This window comes from Congregibacter sp., assembly GCF_965660375.1.
GTDB lineage: Bacteria > Pseudomonadota > Gammaproteobacteria > Pseudomonadales > Halieaceae > Congregibacter.
In genome coordinates this window covers 1-21,607 of record NZ_CBFHZO010000022.1, presented here as the reverse complement: position 1 = coordinate 21,607, position 21,607 = coordinate 1, and the positions used below count along the sequence as shown (strand labels likewise).

The 21,607-nt window shown below is 57.1% G+C and carries 21 protein-coding genes; 8 read left to right on the top strand and 13 right to left on the bottom strand.

Annotated elements, in window-relative coordinates; all coding sequences use genetic code 11:
* Nucleotides 1-134: 134 nt before the first annotated feature.
* The 6 genes from ACTG3T_RS02085 to ACTG3T_RS02060 are packed head-to-tail and all read right to left on the bottom strand — an operon-like array spanning nt 135 to nt 5,914.
* Nucleotides 135-1,904, bottom strand: a complete 1,770-nt coding sequence (locus ACTG3T_RS02085) for an ABC transporter substrate-binding protein (protein WP_439100608.1) — start codon at nt 1,902-1,904, stop codon at nt 135-137.
* Nucleotides 1,905-1,944: 40 nt separating this feature from the next.
* Nucleotides 1,945-2,217, bottom strand: coding sequence for a DUF2160 domain-containing protein (locus tag ACTG3T_RS02080; RefSeq protein WP_439100607.1), 273 nt, complete (start codon nt 2,215-2,217; stop codon nt 1,945-1,947).
* On the bottom strand, nt 2,214-3,023 hold the full coding sequence (locus ACTG3T_RS02075; RefSeq protein ID WP_439100606.1) for a carbohydrate ABC transporter permease: 810 nt from the start codon (nt 3,021-3,023) through the stop codon (nt 2,214-2,216). Before ACTG3T_RS02075 ends, ACTG3T_RS02080 begins: the two co-directional genes overlap by 4 nt.
* 2 nt (nt 3,024-3,025) lie before the next feature.
* Nucleotides 3,026-3,898: a carbohydrate ABC transporter permease gene (locus ACTG3T_RS02070; RefSeq protein ID WP_439100605.1), complete on the bottom strand. Its 873-nt coding sequence runs from the start codon at nt 3,896-3,898 to the stop codon at nt 3,026-3,028.
* The gene (locus ACTG3T_RS02065; RefSeq protein WP_439100604.1) at nt 3,885-4,955 is read right to left on the bottom strand and encodes an ABC transporter ATP-binding protein; all 1,071 of its coding nucleotides are present in this window, start codon (nt 4,953-4,955) and stop codon (nt 3,885-3,887) included. Before ACTG3T_RS02065 ends, ACTG3T_RS02070 begins: the two co-directional genes overlap by 14 nt.
* Complete coding sequence (locus ACTG3T_RS02060; protein ID WP_439100603.1) at nt 4,955-5,914, bottom strand: ABC transporter ATP-binding protein; 960 nt, start codon at nt 5,912-5,914, stop codon at nt 4,955-4,957. The genes ACTG3T_RS02065 and ACTG3T_RS02060 overlap by 1 nt, the downstream gene beginning before the upstream one ends.
* 198 nt (nt 5,915-6,112) lie before the next feature.
* Between ACTG3T_RS02060 and ACTG3T_RS02055 the strand changes: the two genes are divergently transcribed.
* Complete coding sequence (locus ACTG3T_RS02055) at nt 6,113-6,505, top strand: VOC family protein (protein WP_439100602.1); 393 nt, start codon at nt 6,113-6,115, stop codon at nt 6,503-6,505.
* 88 nt (nt 6,506-6,593) lie between these two features.
* Here ACTG3T_RS02055 and ACTG3T_RS02050 read toward each other — a convergent pair whose 3' ends face one another.
* Nucleotides 6,594-7,142 carry a DUF2058 domain-containing protein gene (locus ACTG3T_RS02050; RefSeq protein WP_439100601.1) on the bottom strand — a complete coding sequence of 183 codons (549 nt, stop codon included), beginning with the start codon at nt 7,140-7,142 and terminating at the stop codon, nt 6,594-6,596.
* Nucleotides 7,143-7,382: 240 nt separating this feature from the next.
* On the opposite strand from ACTG3T_RS02050, the gene ACTG3T_RS02045 reads away from it, so the two are divergent.
* The 3 genes from ACTG3T_RS02045 to ACTG3T_RS02035 all read left to right on the top strand — a co-directional run bounded on the left by ACTG3T_RS02045 (nt 7,383) and on the right by ACTG3T_RS02035 (nt 11,849).
* Nucleotides 7,383-9,125, top strand: a complete 1,743-nt coding sequence (locus tag ACTG3T_RS02045) for an isocitrate/isopropylmalate family dehydrogenase (RefSeq protein ID WP_439100600.1) — start codon at nt 7,383-7,385, stop codon at nt 9,123-9,125.
* Nucleotides 9,122-10,924, top strand: coding sequence for a carboxylesterase/lipase family protein (locus ACTG3T_RS02040; protein WP_439100599.1), 1,803 nt, complete (start codon nt 9,122-9,124; stop codon nt 10,922-10,924). The genes ACTG3T_RS02045 and ACTG3T_RS02040 overlap by 4 nt, the downstream gene beginning before the upstream one ends.
* A gap of 145 nt (nt 10,925-11,069) precedes the next feature.
* Entirely contained in the window at nt 11,070-11,849 is a 780-nt protein-coding gene (locus ACTG3T_RS02035) for a transglutaminase-like domain-containing protein (protein WP_439100598.1), read from the top strand.
* On the opposite strand, the gene ACTG3T_RS02030 is transcribed toward ACTG3T_RS02035, so the two are convergent.
* From ACTG3T_RS02030 to ACTG3T_RS02010, 5 genes are all read right to left on the bottom strand, one after another.
* Nucleotides 11,846-12,328: an FKBP-type peptidyl-prolyl cis-trans isomerase gene (locus ACTG3T_RS02030; RefSeq protein WP_439100597.1), complete on the bottom strand. Its 483-nt coding sequence runs from the start codon at nt 12,326-12,328 to the stop codon at nt 11,846-11,848. The genes ACTG3T_RS02035 and ACTG3T_RS02030 overlap by 4 nt on opposite strands.
* Before the next feature lie 168 nt (nt 12,329-12,496).
* The gene (locus ACTG3T_RS02025; protein ID WP_439100596.1) at nt 12,497-12,859 is read right to left on the bottom strand and encodes a DUF3127 domain-containing protein; all 363 of its coding nucleotides are present in this window, start codon (nt 12,857-12,859) and stop codon (nt 12,497-12,499) included.
* 142 nt (nt 12,860-13,001) lie between these two features.
* A complete protein-coding gene (locus tag ACTG3T_RS02020) occupies nt 13,002-13,532 on the bottom strand; it encodes a HugZ family protein (protein ID WP_439100595.1) in 531 nt (176 codons plus the stop codon).
* Nucleotides 13,529-13,969 carry a ChuX/HutX family heme-like substrate-binding protein gene (locus ACTG3T_RS02015; protein WP_439100594.1) on the bottom strand — a complete coding sequence of 147 codons (441 nt, stop codon included), beginning with the start codon at nt 13,967-13,969 and terminating at the stop codon, nt 13,529-13,531. Before ACTG3T_RS02015 ends, ACTG3T_RS02020 begins: the two co-directional genes overlap by 4 nt.
* An 11-nt stretch (nt 13,970-13,980) precedes the next feature.
* On the bottom strand, nt 13,981-16,026 hold the full coding sequence (locus ACTG3T_RS02010; protein WP_439100593.1) for a TonB-dependent hemoglobin/transferrin/lactoferrin family receptor: 2,046 nt from the start codon (nt 16,024-16,026) through the stop codon (nt 13,981-13,983).
* Nucleotides 16,027-16,379: 353 nt separating this feature from the next.
* Here ACTG3T_RS02010 and ACTG3T_RS02005 point away from each other — a divergent pair, with 353 nt between their 5' ends.
* The 4 genes from ACTG3T_RS02005 (at nt 16,380) to ACTG3T_RS01990 (ending at nt 20,303) form a co-directional block, all read left to right on the top strand.
* On the top strand, nt 16,380-17,246 hold the full coding sequence (locus ACTG3T_RS02005) for a heme/hemin ABC transporter substrate-binding protein (protein WP_439100592.1): 867 nt from the start codon (nt 16,380-16,382) through the stop codon (nt 17,244-17,246).
* Nucleotides 17,243-18,280 carry a FecCD family ABC transporter permease gene (locus tag ACTG3T_RS02000; RefSeq protein ID WP_439100591.1) on the top strand — a complete coding sequence of 346 codons (1,038 nt, stop codon included), beginning with the start codon at nt 17,243-17,245 and terminating at the stop codon, nt 18,278-18,280. Before ACTG3T_RS02005 ends, ACTG3T_RS02000 begins: the two co-directional genes overlap by 4 nt.
* Nucleotides 18,277-19,032 carry an ATP-binding cassette domain-containing protein gene (locus ACTG3T_RS01995; protein ID WP_439100590.1) on the top strand — a complete coding sequence of 252 codons (756 nt, stop codon included), beginning with the start codon at nt 18,277-18,279 and terminating at the stop codon, nt 19,030-19,032. The genes ACTG3T_RS02000 and ACTG3T_RS01995 overlap by 4 nt, the downstream gene beginning before the upstream one ends.
* Before the next feature lie 320 nt (nt 19,033-19,352).
* Nucleotides 19,353-20,303, top strand: coding sequence for an AEC family transporter (locus tag ACTG3T_RS01990; protein ID WP_439100589.1), 951 nt, complete (start codon nt 19,353-19,355; stop codon nt 20,301-20,303).
* Between the two features lie 403 nt (nt 20,304-20,706).
* On the opposite strand, the gene ACTG3T_RS01985 is transcribed toward ACTG3T_RS01990, so the two are convergent.
* The coding region (locus ACTG3T_RS01985) for a choice-of-anchor U domain-containing protein (RefSeq protein WP_439100588.1) at nt 20,707-21,607 on the bottom strand (901 nt) is incomplete at its 5' end.

Sequence of the window (21,607 nt, the reverse complement as noted above, 5' to 3'; positions counted from 1 at the left end):
CGACGCCGTTACGCTCGCAGAACTTGTTGGTACTGGTAAGCAGCTCAGAGCCAAACTGCCGCTCTTGGAGCTGGCTTAGCTAGCGACGTTACCGTTCTTTTTTGCCAATCGACAGTAATGACGGCCGTGATGACTTACTCTGCGGACCAGGCCTTGATCAGCTCGTCATAGGGTACGGTTTCGCCCTGAGGTTTCTCCTCGGCGAGCTTCGCTTTGGGCGCCCCAGGCTGATCGAGCCAGTACTGCGGGTCTCTTGGCTCGTTCAATGCCGGGCCACATTCACCGAGGACGCCATGTTGCTCCAAACGACCCATGATGCGGTCCTGCTGCTCTGCCAGGGTATCCATGGCAATCTGAGGTGTTACTTCGCCACTGACCGCATTTGCAACGTTGGCCCACCACAGCTGCGCAAGCTTTGGGTAGTCCGGGACGTTGGTGCCCGTGGGTGTCCACAGCGTTCGTGCGGGACTGCGGTAAAACTCAACGAGCCCCCCCAGTTTTGGCGCAAGGTCTGTCATCGCCTGCGCATTCAGGTCGGACTTGCGGATGGGGGTCAGTCCCACCAGGGTCTTTTTCAGGGATACGGTTTTGGAGGTAACAAACTGCGCGTAGAGCCAGGCGGCCTTGCGCCGATCCAGCGGCGTGCTCTTGAGCAATGTCCAGGATCCTGTGTCCTGGTAGCCCAGCTTCATCCCATCGCTCCAGTAAGGTCCGTGAGGAGAGGGGGCCATACGCCATTTGGGCGTGCCGTCATCATTCACTACGGCCAGGCCCGGTTGAATCATGTCTGCGGTGAATGTCGTGTACCAGAATATCTGTTGGGCAATGTGACCCTGGGCGGGAACAGGCCCAGCCTCCGAGAACGTCATACCGCCGGCTTCAGGCGGTGCGTAGCGCTTTAGCCAATCCATGTATTTTGACAGCGCATAAACGGCGGCAGGGCCATTCGTGGCTCCACCACGACTGACGCTCGAGCCTACGGGCCGGCAGTCTTCAACGCGGATACCCCATTCGTCCACGGGGAGGCCGTTGGGAATGCCCGCATCACCGGCGCCTGCCATAGAGAGCCAGGCGTCTGTAAAGCGCCATCCCAGCGAGGGGTCTTTCTTACCGTAATCCATATGGCCATAAACCCGTTCGCCATCGATTTCTTTGACGTGCTCGCTAAAAAATTCCGCAATATCTTCATAGGCGGACCAATTTACGGGCACGCCGAGGGGGTAGCCGTAGAGTGCCTCAAACTGCTCCTGGATCGCGGGAGTGGTAAACCAGTCGTAGCGAAACCAATAGAGATTGGCGAATTGCTGGTCTGGCAGCTGGTAGATTTTGCCGTCGGGACCGGTGGTAAAACTGATGCCGATAAAGTCATCAAGATCCAGGGTAGGGGAGGTAACTGCCGCGCCGTCACCTGCCATAAAGTCACTCAGGGGGACCACATAACCATAGCGGGCGTGGGTGCCAATGAGATCGGAGTCGTTTACGTAGGCGTCGTAGACGTTCTCGCCCGTCTGCATCTGCGTCTGCAGTTTTTCGATGACGTCACCTTCCTGAATCAGATCATGGGTGACCCGGATGCCGGTGACGTCATAAAAGGCTTTTGTAAGCTCTGTGCTCTCGTACTCGTGGGTAGTCAGGCTTTCAGAGGCCACGTTGATGGACATGCCGCGAAAATCTTTGGCCGCCTCGGTAAACCAGGCCAGCTCGGCGAGCTGCGCTTCCCGGGCCAGCGTTGAGGGCTGAAATTCTTCGAGCCAGCTTTCTGCATTCGCGGAAAAATCTAAGGACACCGCCGCCGGTGACTCAGCGGTCTGATCTGAGCAGCCGCCCAGCAATATAGCGGAAAGTGCAGCTACGGAAAGGGCAGGGATGCGGGGAAAGGGGGCAAGCTTGGGAGCGATTTTCACGATTCTTATCCTGAATGACCAGAGCGTTAGTATAGAGAGCCTAGCCCCGACGCATAAGTAGGAAAGCCCAGAGCAATGACAGGCTGGAGGCGAGCCATAGCCCTTTTTCCACGGTTCCCAACCAGAGTAAATGAATAAACGCCGCACTCAACAGGCTGATAAAAAAACGGTCTCCCCGGGTTGTCGCCATGGGCAGAAAGCCCCGGGCGCGCGCCGTGGGTCTGAGAATCTCCAGAGCGGTCAGCGCGATCACGGCAAGTCCGATTGCGCTGAAGAAGATTGCCGTTGGCATGGTCCAGGCCATCCAGCTCATGACACCCGTCCCAGCGCAAAACCCTTCACGAGGTCCTTACGGACAAACCACACCACGAGCACGCCCGGGACCACTGTCAGCACGCCGGCCGCGGCCAGGACACCCCAGTCTACCCCCGACGCACTGACGGTGCGGGTCATCACCACCACAATGGGTTTACTCGATGCGCCCGATAGCGTGCGGGCCAGCAGGAGCTCCACCCAACTGAACATAAAACAGAAGAACAGAGTGACACCGATAGCGCCGCGATTGATGGGCAGAAAAATACGCACGAAAAAGTAGAGGAAACTGTGCCCGTCGATTTGCGCCATTTCGTCTAACTCGGTGGGCACTCCTGAGAAAAAACCCTCGAGAATCCACACGGACAGAGGGACGGTAAACAGGCAGTGCGCCAGGGCGATGGCAAGAGGCGTGTCGAAGAGGCCAACGGCGGAATAGAGCTGGAAGAACGGCAGCAGGAAGACCGCCGGGGGCGCCATGCGGTTGGTCAGGAGCCAGAAAAATAGCTGCTTGTCGCCAAGGAACCGATAGCGTGAAAAAGCATAGGCCGCCGGAATGGCGACTGCCAGGGAGATAAGCGTATTGATGGCCACGTAGCTCAGAGAATTGGCAAAACCCTCGTACCACACCGGGTTGGAAAAAATCTCTGCAAAGTTTGCCCAGGTGGTCGTCGGCGGTAGCAAGGAAAAATCACCCATGATGTCCGCGTTGCTGCGCAGTGCCATAGAGAGCAGCCAGTAGAGCGGCAGGAGCAGGTACACGCCGTAGAGCATGAGCACCGCGCGACTGAAGCCACCGTTATTCATCGTCATTTCTCATCATCAGTGCGCACTACGCTGGTGTAAAAGATCCAGCAAAACAGCAAAACGAAGAGGAAATAGATAACCGAGAATGCGGCAGCAGGGCCGAGATCAAACTGTCCCACCGCCATGGTGGCCAGATGCTGGCTGAGCATGGTGGTGGCGTTACCGGGACCACCACCGGTCAATACAAAAGGCTCCGTGTAAATCATAAAGCTGTCCATGAGCCGAAGGAGTACGCCGATGATCAGTACGCCCCGGAGGCGCGGTAGTTCCACGTAGCGAAACACCTGCCAGCGGCTGGCGCCGTCGAGCTCTGCGGCCTGGTAGTAGGGGGCAGGAATTGAGGTGAGTCCCGCAAAAGCCAACAGGGCAATCAGCGATGTCCAATGCCAGACGTCCATGGCTACCAGGGTCAGCCAGGCGTGCAAGGGTTCTGCGGTGTAGTTGTAGGCGATACCCAGCGCGTTGATGCCCCAGCCCAGTAGTCCGATGTCGGGGCGGGCGTAGACCTGCCAGATAGTGCCTACCACGTTCCAGGGAATCAGCAGGGGTATGGCCAGGAGTATCAATGTCAGGGAGGTGAAGCGGCTGTTCCGGTTGATGCCCTTTGCCACTGCGACCCCAAGAGGCACCTCGATCAGCAAAATGGTGAGACTGAACATCACCTGCCTGATAAAGGCGTCGATGAAGCGTGGGTCCTTGAGCGTGTCGCGGTACCACTCAAACCCCACAAAAAAGCGCGAGTTAAAATCGAGAATGTCCTGCACCGAATAGTTGACGACGGTCATTAACGGTATGACAGCGCTAAAGGCGACGACCAGCAGCACTGGAAGCACGCCCAGCCAGGCGCGGTTGTTTTTTGGCTTAAAGGAAGTCAATGTCGCGGACCATGGTTTGATCTTGGTAGCAAACACAGCGGCTGAGCTGCAGGTGTAAACTATCGCCGGTTTCCAGTGTGTTGCGAGGCATGGGTCCGCGCACGGTTATCTCGCCGTGAGAGGTGCCCAGGGTGATCAGACCGAAAGCCTCGCCCCCCAGTGCCCCCTGCAAACGAGTGCGAATAACTGTGGCAATCAGTGAGCCTTGGGAGGTTGAACTTTCGGCCTCATTTCGGGATGGACCCTCTGCCAGGGCCAGCGTTCCCCACTCAGGACGAAAGCCCACACGCTCAGCATCGTTTATGCCCAGGGCCTGCCCGGGCAAAAAGTTCATGCCGGGGCTGCCCACAAAATGCCCGACGAATTCGTGAGCCGGCGATGCGTAAAGCTCCCCGGGTGTATCGGTTTGTAGTATGCCGCCGGCCGAAAGTACGGACACACGATCCGCAAAGGTGAGGGCCTCGGTTTGATCATGCGTCACATAGATCATAGTGACCTTGAGATCGTCCTGGACGCGCCGCAGCGTTTGACGGAGACGCCACTTGGTACGAGGCTCCACTGCGGTGAGAGGCTCGTCCAGCAACACCATGGCGACATCCGGTGAGACCAGGGCTTTGCCCACTGCCACCAGTTGCTTTTGAAAGAGCGAGAGCGCCGCCGGTTTGAGCTCACGAAGATTGCTGATCTCCAGTTCATCGCAGATATAGTCGACTCTTTCTGCAATCAGACCGGCATCTGCTTTGCGCGTTTTCAGGGGGAACGCGAGGTTGTCGGCAACGCTGAGGGATTCATAGAGAACCGGAAACTGAAAAACCTGCGCAACCCTGCGTGCTCGCCCCGACAGCCTGGAAACATCCTTACCATCGAAGCAAAGGCTGCCAGCGCTGGGCACAAGAAGCCCCGACAAAATATTGAGGAGGGTTGTTTTCCCGGCACCGCTGGCCCCCAGCAGTGCGTGGGCTTCGCCATCTGCGATCTCCAAATTGAGATTGGACAGGGTGTCTTCGGGTGCGCCGGGGTAACGAAAGCCCAGGTTTTCGAGGCTGATCTGTGCCATCAGAATCTCACGACGTCGCGCTCAGCAGCGCTGATCGTCAATCGCTGACCCACCGCTGCCGACTGCATGCCCCGTTGACGCAATACCCATTCGTGGCCCTCGACCTCGCCATGTATAAAAGATTCGCTACCACTGGTCTCGCAGGCAATAACCTGCATGGCAAATTCCACCGTTGCTGTGACGGGGCTATTTGCAGTGCTGATGCTGATATGTTCGGGACGCAGAGCGCAGAGTTTGTCGTTGCGGTAAAAGCGATTGATATCGGGATCGGCCAGCAGCGCCATGGCTTCGACGGACTCGGGATTCTCATAGACGGCTAGCGGCGGGCCGCACTGCAGCTTTTTACCTTTGTGGAGTAGCAGCAACTGATCGCCGAGCGTGAAAGCATCCCTAGGGTCGCTGCTGGTGTAAATCACCGTGGTGTGCGAGGCGCGGAGCAGGTCGCGAAGTTCCAGCTCCAGAGATTCGCGTAATTTGAAGTCGAGATTTACTAGGGGTTCGTCAAGGAGCAGAACCCGTGCTCCCTTGGCCATGGCTCGGGCGATGGCAACCCGCTGCTGCTGTCCGCCGGATAGCTCGTGAGGGTGTCGCTCGAGGAGCGCGCTGATTTGCAATTTTTCCGCGAGGGAATCTACGGTCGCTTTGGTGGCCGCCAAATCCGCTTTTTGGGCTTTTAAGGGGGACGCAATATTGTCAAACACCGTCAGATTCGGGTAATTCACGAAAGCCTGATACACCATGCCAACCGGACGCTGCCGCGGTGGGAGGGAATCCAGCGGTTCGCCGTCGAGGGATACTTTGCCCCGGGCAACGGTGTTCAATCCGGCGATGAGTCTACACAGGTCGGTCTTTCCTGACTGATTCGCCCCCAGTACCACCGAAATTTCTCCTGCTGCGAAGCTATGGGAGAACACTCTGTCCTCGTCCGGTTTCAGCGAAAAATCGTTTAGGGTAAGCATGTGTCTATCTGGTTATTGATGTTTTTTATGAATAGGATGGCGATCCTACACGCTGGCGTGCGAGGCCACCATGCATGCTTTTCGGTGGGAGAAAAACCTTGTGTGCGTGCCAGTGGTGTATTCAGTGTGTCGCGTTCAGCCAGCTGATGCCTATGATCGCCGTAAAAGAACATTTATCTCACAAAAGGAAATAATCGCATGTTAAATCACTTGATGATCGGCTCTGACGATATCGAAAAATCCAAGCAGTTCTATAACGCTGTACTGGGTGTTCTGGGGGCTGGCGATCCTATCGAACACACTAATGACACAGGGCAGAAGCGCCTTTTTTACATCCATGACGGGACCACCTTTGGTATCAGTGAACCCATTAATGGTGAGGCGGTGACCTCGGCAAATGGATCCACTATCGGGTTTCTTTGCAAATCCCCCGAGCAGGTGAAGGAGCTTCATGATGTGGCCGTTGCCAATGGCGCCGTATCGGTCGAGGATCCCCCCGGGCCACGAGACAGCAGCATGGGTGTCATGCACCTCAGCTATTTTCTGGACCCGGATGGCCACAAAATTTGCGGTATCCATCGGCCTGAGTGATTGGTCCCTCAGAAAGCGAGGGTGAATAATCCTCGCTTTCTGTTATTTGGTAGGTCCTTGGAATAGTTGAATTACGACGGACTATGGTCTACCACATCAGGTCGTCGGGAATCTCATAATCCTTGTACCAGTCTTTTTCCTCGCCCTCGAGCGCGTCCGCAGTACTCTGTGTGCAGAAAATCACCCGCGCCGCATCGCGCTCCGCGATTTTGTGGGCAACCTCCGCGGGTATGAGTTCAAAGCCCTCTGTTACTGCCGCAATAGCGACCTTGCCAGCGGCCAACAATTTTTGCTGCAGCCCTGAGACGTAGATCTTCTTGATCTTCTGGTCGGCCGTGAAGTTGAAGCCGATATCGCCACCCTTACGATCCAGCCTGTTGTTATCAATGAGCTGAACAATTTGCGCCTCAATGGCCTTGCGCTGGGCTTCGGCGTTTCGTGCCTGGTTGAGCTCACGGTCACGCGCAGCCTTCTCTTCCCGCGCCTGCTGCGCTGCCAGCTTCACTTCATCCACCACTTCGGTGCGGGACTTTTGCGCGGTGCGCTTTTGCTTGCGCTTTTCCTTGTCGAGCTTTTTTGCCTTTTTGGCGTCGCTTAAACCGGCATTGAGTAGCTGGTCCTGAAGAGATCCCGCCATTCTTGTCTCCTTAAATCGGCGTGCGCTTTGGTGCCCCCATTGTGGCAGGAAAATACCGCTGGAGTTCATCCCATGCAAAGGGTCTAGAGCGTCAACGCTCGCAGCGATCAAAGATTTTTCTGCCGGTGAGTTGACCAAAAAGCGAAGCTGATTGGTGGTGTTAGAGAGGGCTGCAGCTTAGAATTGTGCACTGCGAGTGACGGAGGCGTCACGCCAAGCAACCCATCAGGAGCGTAGAACGTGAGTAACAAAATCAAGGTCGAGAAACCGCTGGTCATTCTCCATGGCGACGAGATGGCGCAAATCGCCTTTGAGCGTCTCCTGGAGCAGTTTGTTACCTCGCGCCTGGATATCGACCTTCTAGAAGTCGATTTATCTGCAGAAAAGCGGTTTATCACCAATGGACAGGTGGTGCTCGAGGCCATTGACGCGCTCATAGAGCACGGCGTGGGCATCAAAAATGCCGGGATGACGGTGAATCGCAGCCAGCTTGACGAGCTTCTCGCCAAGTATCCGGATATCAAGGAGTCGGAACTCGATAAGCTGGCCACCAAGTCACCCAACGGTGCTATCCGTAAAGGCATCGGCGGCAACATAACCCGTGAAGATATCGAGTTTCAGAACCTCACCAGCGTACGCCCGGACTGGGTCGATCGTGACATCGAAGTGGACACCATGGACAGCGGCGGACTGGATTTCAGCTACAGCGAGCTGTCCAACGCGACCGGCGTGGCAAAGGTCATGTTTGTCGGCAGCAGCGGCGATCCGGTGGAATTACACCGACGCACCCTGAAAAAGGGTGACCCCTGGATGCTGGCCAACAACAGTCTTGAGGAAGTGGAGGCCTGGGCGCACCGCTTCTTCCAGCGTGCCCTCGATGAAAAGCGGGATATCTATCTGGGTCTGAAAGATACCGTGGTCCCCGGCTATGACGGCGTTATGCGTGCTGCTATCGAGGCGATTTACGAGAGCGACTATAAAGATAAGGTGGCCGCTGCGGGACTGGAGTATCACTACGAGCTCATTGACGCCCAGGCAGCGCGGATTGTTTCTAATCCCCCGGAGCGGGCGCTCTGGGGTGTGCCCGATAACGTCAGCGGCATGAAGCTCTACAAGCTTGTGCAGCAGCTCAAGCATTATGGCCTGCCCGAGCGAAAGGCAAATGTTTCTATCTCCCGCATGAGCGCCGGTGGGGGCGACCAGTACGGCAGCTACAACACCCCGGCTCCCGAGGACGGCATTATCAAGGTGGTGGTTGACGGGGTCGAGAAGCACGCGCGCATGGTCAAGGCGAATGACCCTATCCTGTTTATGTCCAATGCCCGCGATGCGATCAAGGACTGGGTAAAGCAGGTCTTTAAAGACGCATCGATCAACAAAAAAGAAGTGTATTTTGGCCTTAAGCGCGAGTTCGTTAATTACGACGAGGTTTACAGCTCGATTATTCTGGAGATTCGTAAAGAGCTGGCCGCGTTGGACACGCCTCCACCGTCCTTCATGATCATGCGTCCTTCCCGGCAGCTCAGCAAGATGATCTGCGATCCGCCGCGCTGGGGTCTCTATCCCGCCCAGAACCTCGACGGCGATATTTTTTCGGATATCTCCGCGGCCCTCGGTGGCAGTCTCGCCACCGCTAGTTCGGTGATCAAGAGCAAAGACGGCACATTGCTCTATGAGGCGCCTCACGGCACCGCCCATGACCTTTATCTCCGTTATCTCGAAACCGATGGGAAAGAAGCGCACTTCAACTCATCGGCACTGATCTTTGCCGTGGCCAATGCTTTGGAGGAGATGGCCCGTCGTGAGGATAACGAAGCCCTTGCTGACTACGCCCAGCGCCTCAAAGCAGCGCTGATAGAGACGGTGGCGCAGGGCACGATCACCGGCGACCTGAAAGGCAAAACCGTGGATCCCGCGAGCGAAACCGTAGTGGATATGTATGGCTTTCTGGACGCTATTGAAGCGAACCTCAATAAGTCATGAGAACGTTTCAGCTAGCAGGAATACCGCTGGTGGGGCTGCTCTGCAGCCTGTTTCTGGGCTGTTCCGCGCCGCCGGCGCAGGAGCTTGCCGACACCCTGGTGTCCACGGAGAGCGGGCAGGTGAGCGGTGTATCCAGCGAACACCCGGTGGTGCGCTGGCTCGATATCCCTTACGCAAAGCCCCCCGTTGGTGATCTCCGTTGGCGGGCGCCGCAGCGTTTGGCCGAGGTGTCGCAGGAGCGTATTCCCTCTTCACAGGGCGATATTCTGTGTCCCCAGGAGCCGGGAGAAATTTCAGGCACCGATAATGATGGCTTTGTTGGCCAGGAAGATTGTCTTTATCTGGATGTTGTAGCACCGGCAGACTACAAGCGCGGGGCTTACCCGGTGATGTTCTGGATTCATGGTGGAGGCAATACCTCCGGTCATAAAGGTACCTACGACTACTCAGCATTGGCGGCCCGCAAGGGCGTAGTGGTGGTGACCATCAACTACCGTCTGGGGCCATTGGGTTGGTTTACGCACCCCGCACTACAGGCATCCGCTGAAGGACTTGATGCAAGCGGTAACTTTGGCACCCTCGATATTATCGCGGCGCTTAAGTGGACGCAGCGCAATATCGCGGCTTTTGGGGGAGATCCCGATAACGTGACAATCTTTGGTGAGAGCGCAGGGGGGCGGAATGTCTACAGTATGCTCGCCTCGCCGCTGACCGAGGGTTTGTTCCACAAAGCCATTGCCCAATCTCCTACGGCCCAGAGTTATTCCCCCCAACAGGCCTACAACGCTGACATGCAGTTTCCCAATCTCGATCGTGGCTCCTGGGAGGTGCTTCGAGAGCTTGGCATGGACAATGGGGCCGTGGCTTCCAAGGAGCTTCGTGAGCTGCCGCTTCAGGCATTGCTCGGGGCGTATTACGGCATCGATAAAGATCATGCTGAACCGCTGATTGTTAACGATGGCGACGTTATTCCGCAAGAGGGTTTACTCGCAGCACTGGCAAACCCGGCTTACGCAAAGAACATTCCCGTAATGGCAGGCTCAAACCGTGATGAAGTGACCTTGTGGCTTGGTCTTAATCGCTACTTTGTGGATGCCGACGATGTGTTGTTTGGCGTATTGCCACCCAAGCTCAGGGTTCGTGAGCCTGATGTGTTTGATTATTGGGTGAAGCAGCGCGGGCGCGGTTGGAAGGTGCGTTCGGTAGATCAGGCGCTTGGGAATCTCGAGGCTGCGGGCTATGGCAGCCTGTATGCCTATCGCTTTGATTGGGATGAGCAGGCTGACAACTGGTTTGTGCCGTTCTCTCAGGTGTTGGGCGCCGCTCACGCCAGTGAGATCGCTTTTGTGATGGGCGCCCCCATGTACGGTTCCGTGGGCGAGTACATGTACCCCGATACAGACTCGGCGCAGGCGATGACCGAGATCATGATGACGGCGTGGGCCCGCTTCGCCCGCGGCGGCACGCCGGGGGCGGTGGCCGACAAGCCCTGGCCGGCATTTAGCACTGCACAGCCCGAGGTGATGGTGCTGGACGCAGGTTCTGGCTCGGCCGAGCCTTTCAAGGACAGCCCCGGGCTCGATGGCCTTCTGGCAGAGGTGGCGAAGACACAGTCACCGCTCAGTGACCTCGAGACCTGCATGCTGGTTTGGGAGCTGGTGACTACGGTAGGTGATGCCGCTTATGACGAGTATCAGCAGTGGAACAAGGGAAGCTGCGCATCCGTTGATGTGCCCGCTGAAAAAGCGGCGGTTCGAGCGGCCCTCACCGAAAAGTATGGGTCGCCGGATGTACTCTGACCGGGATGGAAGGGTCACGCCCCGATCTCTTTTTACCGTGAGTTGATTCAGGCTGAAGCTGCCGATAAAAATCAGAGTTCGCTGTGACTGTCTTTTCCAGCCATACTCGGGGTAATCAACCCGGAGACAGAGAAGAGGCAGGCATTTGATACTGAATATTGATGTCCAGTTGCACTACGCAGTTCAGGCGGATACGGACATCATCCTGCAAATCACAGTGCCTGACTTTGCGGATCAGCGGCTCCTCAGCGAAGAAATGCACCTCAGTGAGTGCCTACACAGTGGCGCGGTGCTGGGGGAGGAGCGATTCGGCGAGCGCAAGCTCCTCCACATCAATAAAGACCTGGAGTGTCACTATCAGGCTCGCGTCGAGATTGACCGGCCACTGCTGGATATCGCACCGCTGCCCGCGGTGCCTCCCCACAAACTTCCCAACGATGCCCTCAGATATCTCATGCCATCCCGCTACTGTCAGGCTGATGAGCTTCAAAGCTTTGTAGAAGCGGAGTTTGGGGACAGCAGCGGGGGTGAACGTATCGCGCGAATTCGTGACTGGATATTCGAGCGCTTTCGCTACTCCTTTGAGAACAGCAATAGCCAAACTACCGCCATCGATACCTTTGTGCATCGCCAGGGTGTGTGTCGGGACTTTGCGCACGTGCTCATCGCCCTGTCCAGGGCGTCGTCCATTCCCGCACGTTTTGTCAGTGGCTATGCGCCCTATGTGTCCCCTCCGGATTTTCATGCGGTCGCGGAGGTATATCTCGATCATACCTGGCATCTGGTAGACGCCACGGGCATGGCGGCGTCCAATCAGATAGCGCGTATCGGTATTGGTTTGGACGCAGCGGAGGTGTCCTTTCTCTCAAGCTTTGGCTTCATCATGTTTCAAAGCCAGTCTGTGCGGGTGAATATCGAGGATTAGTGCTGATGCCCACCGGGGCCGTGCACATGGCGATGCGCAATTTCTTCACTGGTTGCCTCGCGAACCTCCATAACCTCGATATCAAAGGTGAGATCCTGACCTGCCAGCGGATGGTTGGTGTCCAGATCGGCACTGAACTTTCCCGCTTTGATAACAGTTGCAGGACGTTGCCCCTGTTCTGTATTCACGGCGACGACCATTCCCGGGCGCAGCCGGCCCTTGAATAAAAGATGTTTCACGGGTATCCGCTGCTGTCGTTCGGGATCTCGCTCACCATAGGCGTCGGCAGCGGCGAGGCACACACTAAATACGTCTCCGGCGGTTTTGCCAGCCATACTTTTCTCAAGGCCCGGCATGATGTTGTTGGCGCCGTGAAGGTACACGCTGGGCGTGTCGCCCCTGGACGTTTCCAGCTCCTCGTTGTCGCTGTTGCGGAGCGTGTAGTGAAAGCTAACGACGGTATTACGTTCTATGTTCATGATAAGCCGGTACAAGGTAGATGGGGGAGGGATTACAGGGCAAATCGATGCCGGAGGCAAGGGTTGAGAGATGACTGATTGCCAGCATCTGAACAGCGCGCCAGTGTTGTTTTACTAAAGGGCGGAGCAGGGAAGGTCCATAGAAAGGCACTCCGCCGGGTGACCACGTTAAAACGGGATATCGTCGTCCTCCACCTCCGGCCCTGGCGCACTCGCTGTTGAAAAGTACTCATCGGCGGCCGGGTTACCGCCGGCGCTGTCGCTTTCCTGGGAGACGATTTTCCAGCCCTGGAGATTGTTGAAGTACCTGCCGTTGTACTCCCGGCCCCGAATATCGAAGGAGACGGTAACTTCCATGCCCGCAGACACGGCATCCAGCAGAGCGACCTTATCCTGTACAAACTCGAGGTTGATCTCCTGAGGGTATTTGCCGTCTTCTACGGTGACCACCATTTCCCGTTTGGTAAATCCGCTCTCAAAGGTCTTGGGTTCCTGAATCAGTTTGACCTTTCCTGTGAGTTCATATGCCATTCATTTTGTCCTTCACTTGCATGTTAGAGCGGAAGCTCCCTTTAGTGTTTGGAAAGTCCCTGGGGGGCATGATTCTACGGGGCGTGGGGGCGCAGTGCTACAAACGGCTGCTTTTACCGAACAAGCTATTGCAAGATCACCGCTAGGCGGCCGCATCCTCACGAGCCTGGTGGCCCACGCGAAGATGATCAATGGTTTGTGAACTCAGGGATCCTCCCGAGAGGCTGTAGGCTTTACCGAATCCTTTAACGTAGCGCCCGGACAAAGGGCTCAGCCGAAACAGACGAAAATCCGACAGCTGGGACAGTTTCCGTGGACGCTCGCCATGCCGGTTAGCGAGGGTTTTGACAGCGTTTTCCCACGCACTGCTGTAGACCTCCAGTTCCTCGGCCTTCATCTGGTAGCAGACGCGAATTCTTGCGTAGAGCTCATCGGCGGTGTCTTCATCTTCAATGATCAGCGCCGACGCTCTCGGGTTCCTGGCAAGGTTGATGCCGTGAACCGCAATATCCGAGAGTAATACATAAAGATGCCGATCATCCCGCGCAAAAGGGGCATAGGAGGCAAACGGAAGGCCTGATTCATCTATGGTCGCAAGTTGAAGACTGCGCCTGCGGTCAAGAAAATCGGTAATCTCATCACTCAAACGCTGCTGTAAGGCGGTATTTTTCATGGTGTCAGCTCCACGGGTAAAGGTAGGCGACGGCTGTGGCGCAGCCGGTGAAAAAATTGCAGTTGTTCCTCGTAGATCGTTCCCTCGTCGTCGCGCCCGAGAAACACCTTAAAGAGCACTTCCTCTTTTTGATTTTCAAAGACAAAGGCATAGCTGGCGCGGCCGCGGTGAGGACGATCCTGAAAACGCACCCGGGTCATGGCGTCTATGCGCAGATGGCCGTGGAAACCCGGGGTCGGCCCATGGAGATTGTAGAAACCCCCGGATTCGATGCCCTGGGGAAAGGCACCCTTAAATTCGAATACGCAACTGCCGTGGAGGATTACCGTTGTCATTGGGCCCAGGGATGGCAATTGGCGCAATAGAGGTAGCGCCATATCGGTGCCCAGTGGGTCTCCTGGGGCTTCAGGACTGTGAGCGGCTCTTGCTTCAAGCATCGTTAATCTCCTTAGAAACTATAAACAGCTGAGATGATGACTTCGCGTCCTGCCTGGGGGAGCTGGTCCCAGGCCCGTTGATAAAACTCGTTCCCGATATTGTTGACGTTCAAGTCAAAGCGCAGTGCGCTAAAGCTCCGGGGGCTCCAGTTGCCGTAGATATCGAGTACGGTGTAGCCATCAAACTGTGTGTTGGGGGCCAGTTCCGGCACGTTGATGCGGGTCTGATCCGCTGCGTGGGTGAGACGCAGGCCCGTGAGTACCCCAAAATCTACCCAGGCGTAGCCGAGATCAAGGTTGAAAGTATCGGCAGGGATATTACTCAGGTCCTCACCGCTGTTATTGTCCTCGCCCCGGGTCAGGCCATAGGCCACGCGCAGGCTGAGAGCGTCACGCTGATAATTTGCAGACAGCTCGGCACCGCGAAGCGTGGCCTCGTCGACATTTATCCAGCGGGTTGTGCCGGGATCGGGACGTCTCATAAAAGAAGGTGCCGCAACGATTTGTTCAATGAAATCGTCGACGCGGTTTTCAAAGACGCTGGCCTCAATGCTGAGACTGTCAGCTCCCAACACATTACTAAAATTCAGGCGGCCGAGTAATTCGGTGTTCGCCGCGCGCTCGGGTGCGAGCTCGGAGTTGGGCGTAAATCGGTTGCAAAAGCCGGGTCCCATGCAGAAGTGCGTGCCGGTGCTGTATAGCTCCTCGGCGCTGGGGGATCTAAAAGCGCGGTCGTGGCGGAGGGTGAGTGTCGCCCAGTCACTGGGCGTATAGGACAGCGCCAGCGAGGGGGAGGCGGCGCCATCGGAGCGCCGATCATTCAGGTTGTCAGCCTCGGTTCTAAAGCTGTCGTAGCGCAATCCCGCGTCCAGGCGCCAGCTATCCGAAAGCGGCAGCTGCGCCTGGGCGTAGACGCTCCATACCTGAGTGTCGGCATCCGGTGGCGTGGGGCGATCAGCTCCCGCTCGCGTGGCACTAAAGGACTCTTTGTAGGCGTCGATACCGGTCAGAAGTGTCGCTGCGCCCCAGCGCATGCGGTTGTTCCAGTTGATGCCCACGGTATTGAGCTCGGTGTTGTCCAGACGACGGTCTTCCACTCGCGCTTCGTTCATCTCTATTGTGTTCACATAAGCCAGCAGGCGGCTGTCCAGCCAGTCGCTTGCCGGGTTAAAGCGATAGTCGATGCTCGCGTTGTGGGTCTGCTGATCCCGGGTAAGCAGGAAGTTACTCGTTGTATTGAGTTCCGCCTCACCGTTTGAGGGAACAGCGCCCTCAAAGGTTGCTCCCCGGTAGATAACTTCGATGCTTTGCGTGGGACCGAACTGCTGTCGATACTTGGCTAGTACGCCCTGATTTTGCGAAGCGGAGCCTTCCAGAGTATCGCCGTTGCCAAGTTCCAGATCGTCGCTGTCACGATAGTAGCCGGACAGCAGCCAGTCAGCGCGATCACTGCGCCCCAGGAGTGCTGCCGTGGTGGTGCTTTGCTGATTGTTGCTGTTGTAACCGCTTTTTAGGAAGCCACCATTGCTACGCTCACCGCCGAGCATGTCTTCAGCGCGGATGGTGCGCTGCGCAACTACGCCACCCATGGCCCCCGAACCCCAAAGGCTGGAAACCGGTCCTCTCACGGCTTCAACTCGCGCCAGTAACTCCGGATCCAGGAAGTAACTCGGTCGGTGACCGGACTCAAAGTTCTGACGGGCACCGTCGACGGTTTGCAACACCTTGTTACCGGTAAGGCCTCGAATATTGACCGCCTGGTTAGCGGCGCGGGGACCACCGGCAATACTGATATTCGCCTGGTATTGGAGGGTTTGGGCGACCGACTGTGCCTGCACCGTCTCGATGGTGAGTCGATCGATGAGCGCCATACTCCTGCCACTCTCGCGGAGGGTGGTGTCCAGTCGCGTCGCGGTAACAACGATGTTTTCCAGGGTGTTTGGCGCTAAGTTCGGCGCATTGTCGGGCCAGGCCTCCGCTACAGCCCGTTCGGTATCCGCTGTGGGCTGGGCCGTGGCGCTGACGGGTGTATTGTCTGCCGCGGCGACGCTCATCATGGTGATCGCAGAGGCGACGGCAAGGGATAAGGAGGAGGCAATTCGTCGTGAACCAGAAAGTCTCTTAGCGTGGAAGGTTGAACACAATGGGTACGTCTGAGGGAAGGCGATAGAGGTCATAAGTTACTCGGCTACGGTTGAAACTGATCAAAACGATAGCAACGCTATTTCTAAAAGTAAATACAAATGATTCGCATTGACATTAAAATTGGCAAGAATACAATCGTGGCCTCATGATCAGGGCAAGGGTGGCATTAGCAATGCAGCACAGTATTTCAAGGACCGAGGGCCACTTTTGTGGCTCTCGTGCGCTCTTCGGGCAAGCAAACGTCCAAGAAAAAAACAGACGATGGATGACTAGACTCACGGGAAAATCATCACTCCCAGGTGTCTTGTTCCTGGTTCTGCTGTTTGCGGTGGCGACCGGCTTTGGTGCTGCCAGCGCTCAGGAGAGGGTGATTAGCACCGATGCAGCGATCACCGAGCTTGTGCTCGCGCTTGGAGCAGGGGACCGCCTGGTTGGGGTGGACGTCACCAGCACCTTACCGGCGGAATATGAGGACATTAAGCGGGTGGGCTACCACCGTTCGCTGTCAGCCGAGGGCTTGCTGTCCCTTGATCCTGAGCTATTACTGGTGTCGGAGCACGCCGGTCCGCCGGCAGTAATTGATTCCCTAGCCAGTCTAGGGGTGCGGGTTCATCGCCTAGTGACCCCGGTGGACCCTTCGCAGCTGAGGATCAACATAGTCGCCATCGCTGACATCATGTCTGTGCCGGAGGCAGCTCTGCTCAATCGCGTGTCGGATTTGAGCACGCGACTGACGCAGGGACGGCTCGACGCACCCGGGACACTACTCATGCGCGAGCGCGATGGCGTGCTGCGCGTCGCCGGGCGCGGCACCGCCGGTGATGGTTTGATTGCTTTGATTGGTGGGGACAATGTTGCTGATTATGACGGCTATCGCAGTTACTCCCAGGAGGCCTTGCTCAGCGTCAATCCTGAATTACTGTTGATTGCGGCGAGCAGAGAAGAGCTTGAAAAGGGGGCCGATAGCTGGCTGGAGCGCTATCCACTGATGCAGCACCTGAAGGCAGTGTCTAATCATCAGTTTGCCCTTGTCCCTGCAGAAGCTCTGGTGGGTGGGGTAAGTATTACCGCGTTGGAAGAGGCCTCTACTCTACTGCAGCGCTTTGGCACGCCGCAGGTCGCGGCACCGTGAGTGGCGGCTTGCGGCGCGTATCGTTGATACCCGTCGGAGTATGTGCCGCAGGCTTGCTGGTCCTTGCCTGCCTGATGTCCATTACCCGGGGTGCTATGGAAGTGCCGGTGATTCCGGGATTACTGGCTTTGGTGGACGGCGCGATGGGGCTGCAGCTGAGTTCTCTTAAGAACTATGAACGGGCCGTGGTGATGGACCTGCGACTGCCGAGGACCCTACTGGCAGTGCTCGTCGGTGCGCTGTTGGCTCAGTGCGGAGCGGTAATGCAGGGCCTCTTCCGCAATCCCCTGGCGGACCCGGGCATCATCGGCGTTTCCGCCGGTGCGGCGGTGGGTGCGGTACTGGCGATATTTCTGTTGCCGGCGAACAGCGTCTGGTGGGGGGTGCCTGGTGCTGCTTTCTGTGGCGGCTTTCTCGCAAGTCTTCTGGTCTACGGTCTGGCCCGGGGGCCTGCGGGGACCTCGGTGCTTATCCTGCTTCTTGCGGGCGTTGCTATCTCTGCGTTATCCGGCAGTCTCATCGGGCTCCTTAGCTACCTTTCGGACGACGATCGTCTGCGGGACATCGCTCTTTGGCAAATGGGTTCTCTGGCCCGTGCCAGTGACGCGCAGCTCCTCTTTGTCGTTGCCGTGTTTTTGGGCCTGGCGCTGCGTTTTCAGTATCGCGCGGGGGCTTTGAATGCGCTCCTTCTTGGCGAGTCGGAAGCGCGACACATGGGCATTGCGGTAGAGAAATTTAAATTCGAACTTGTCGTGCTCGTGGCAGCCGGGGTAGGCATCGCGGTTGCCGCATCGGGCATGATCGGCTTTGTGGGCCTGATTGTGCCCCACGCCCTGCGCATGCTCTGCGGACCGGACTACCGGAACCTGCTGCCGCTATCAGCATTGGGAGGCGCGGTACTGCTGTTGTTTGCAGATACCATAGCGCGTGTCGCGATCGCGCCGGCAGAGCTGCCCGTAGGCATCGTGACCGCACTCCTGGGGGCACCGTTTTTTATTTTTTTGCTATGGCAGGTACGGCGGGACTACCTGTGAGTATTCTGGTTCGGGAGCTTGGTGCATCGAGAGGTACATTCAATCTGAACGTGCCTTTTTGGGAAGCGCGATCGGGCGATGTTCACGCCGTCCTGGGTGCGAACGGAGCAGGTAAGAGTAGTTTCTTTGGCGCACTGACGCAGGAGTTTGCCTGTACCGGCGACGTTTGCCTGCATGGTGGAAGATTGAGTGAATGGCCGGCGCTTTCGCGGGCCCGACATGTGGGAGTGCTCCCGCAGCAGTCGCAAACGGCCTTTATGTTTACTGCCGCTGAGGTTGTGTCCCTGGGTCTTACACCCCTCTCCTTGAGCCGGCGTCACGGTCAGCAGCGCATTTCGACTATGCTGGAGCGGGTAGGCTGCCAGGCTTTGGCCGATCGTGCCTACCCGAGTTTGTCCGGCGGTGAGCGGCAGCGGGTGAATCTGGCGCGTGTGCTGCTTCAGCTCAGCGAGGCAGACAAGGCGCCGCTGCTCCTGCTGGACGAACCTACGTCGGCTCAGGATCTGGGACAGCAGCATGCAATCATGGCGCTTACCCGGCGACTGGCAAAAGAGGAGGGCTATATCGTTGTGGCTATCCTCCATGACCTGAATCATGCGCTGCGCTACTGCGACCAATGCTTACTGCTGGATAGAGGACGGGCTGTTGCATCAGGACAGCCATCGGCAATATTAAGTCCAGATGCGGTGGAAGCGCATTGGGGGTATCGGCCCGTGTGTGCGGAGCTGTCGGGGCATCGGGTGATTGCGTAAAGCGGGGTGCGCAGACCTTTACTAAGGTTCCGGCGGACGATCATTCAAAAGAAACGTATCGCAAGGAACACTGCAATCCCGCGAACGCTCCTTCATCAGTTGCTTTACTGCGCTGGTGCGAGTGACCTCACTGTGGGCGATGTTGCTAAAGCATTGCGGATTGTGCTGCGTAACACTCGGTTGGCGTCTGGCACCCTATATTGCTGCTGACCAGGCGCTTCGGAATTTGGATTTATACTTTACCTGTAGTTCGAACTCGAGACACCCACTCACCTTGCAAGCACTGGCATAATCGGGTTTTCTCCTGACGGAGCGACCGATTGGATTCTCCGCTCACCATTTTTCTGACTGCAATCACCGTCTCGGGGCCCACGTTCTGCTGGGTGCTGACGGGCATTATTGCGCGCCGATTCGGCTGGCTGACCGAGACCATGGTCAATGCCGTGTCCCGTTTCGGATTCAATTGGGCCCTGCCATTTTTGCTTTTTTCCAGCGCCGCCCAGCTTGACCTGCGCGACCCGGGGAGTCTCACCATTCTGCTGGCGGGTATTCTCGCTACCCTGGTCACCGTGCTATTGAGCTGGGGCTACGCATTGTGGCGGGGCTTTGCCCGCGACAGTCTGGGCATATTTGTCCAGGGTGCCTACCGGTCCAACCTGGCGATCGTTGGGGTGGCACTGTGCTCCGCAGCTTTCGGTGAATCGGGGTTGTTGTTGGCTGCGTTACCCATTGCCGTGCTGACCACGCTTTATAACCTGATAGCGGTGTGGGTGTTGAATGCCACGCTGGGTGATCACCAGTCGCTGTCGCGGCTGGCACTGGGAATGGCCAGAAACCCCCTGATTATCGGTATCGCTCTGGGAATGCTGGTGGCCGCGCTGCAACTGCCACTGCCGGCCCCGGCGATGCTTCTGGCGGGCGGCATTTCACACTTTTTTCTGCCACTGGCTCTGCTGTGCATTGGCGGCGCCATGAAGCTGGCGCAGCTACGCAGGGGAGCGGCATTGACCTGGGAAGCAACGGCCTGGCGTCTGTGTGCGGGTCCGGCTCTCGCGGTCACCCTTGGCCTGCTGCTGGGGTTGCGCGGTGAAGCTCTCGGGGTACTATTCCTTTTGCTCGCCTCGCCGACCGCGGCGGCCAGCTTTGTGATGGTGGTCGCGGCGGGCGGCAACGGAAGTCTGGCGGCCAATATTATTGTGCTGACCACCCTGTTTTCAGCGGTCACCGTTACCGTGGGGTTTTTCCTGTTATCCCTGGCTGGGTTGCTGTAGGCCAGAGGGCGGGACCCCACGCAAACAATCGGACAGCACAATCACAGGAGCCGAATAGGGCTGGACAGCGAGGTATGCGGAGATTCAAATCCGTAAGGCATGCGCAGAGGCTTGCGGGCGCATCGGGAGATGGTGAGACCGGTGACGGAAAGTTCGCATCGTCCAGGCCGAAAGTGATTGCTTGGCCGCCTGTTCTGTCGGAAGTGACGGCCACTGAAATTGTTGTCACAGGCCCGGAAAACTCAAGGATCCCATCTATAAAGGTGGTGGAAGAGAGCGTCAGCGTATTTCTTGCAACCGTTGCCCTACTGAAGCCAGAGCTTATGGTGAAAGGGGCGCTAAAAGTGTATGGAGGACCAGTAGCACTCCCGCGCCCAGAATTTTGCGTAATTGGAGGTTGTAACTACATGGATGGCTTTAGACGCATCACCCCGAATAGCAGCAATAAAAGCGTCAGCATGATCAGTGTGGCGATATTGAGCGTCGGGACCGAGATCGCGGCACTGGAGACCCCGGCCGCTACTGGATCGACAATTACACCGTTGGCCACACCATCTGCGTCGAGTGAGCCACCATCGGTTACACGGTACTGCAACGTAGTCCCACCGACAGACGCGCCTGCTATCAGGGTCCAGGTCGCGCCAGCGATTTTGTACGCCTGAACCCGCGGGGGCAGCGTCTGCCCCATATCCACCGTAACGAGGATCGTCTCTCCGATCGCGCAGGTACTTAAGGTAAATGCCACGCCTGTGGAGATGAGTCTCACTCCGGCTGGGGGCTGACTTAAAGCTGCATTCCCGTCCACCGCGGTTATCGAGCAGGATGAAAACTCAGTCTCAGGCTGTCCCGATACAGTGACACTGGCGTCTACTCCTTCCGTGACGGCATTCGGGTAAGGGTCGTCGGCATCCAGTAAGCCATCACCGTCGCTGTCATCGCTGGCGGGATCGGTGCCATTGTTAATTTCCTGATCGTCAGATACACCGTCACCATCACTGTCGGTGTTGGAATTCGGATCCGTTCCATTGTCGACTTCACGATCATCCGGCACACCATCACCGTCGGTGTCGGTATTGGAGTTCGGGTCAGTGCCATTGTTAGTCTCCCGATCGTCAGGCACGCCATCGCCGTCGCTGTCTACGTTGGAGTTCGGATCGGTCCCATTGTCGACTTCCTGATCATCCGGCACGCCATCACCATCACTGTCGGTGTTGGCGTTCGGGTTGGTCCCATTGTCAACTTCCTGGTCATCCGGCACCCCGTCTCCATCACTGTCGGTGTTGGAATTCGGATTCGTTTCGTTA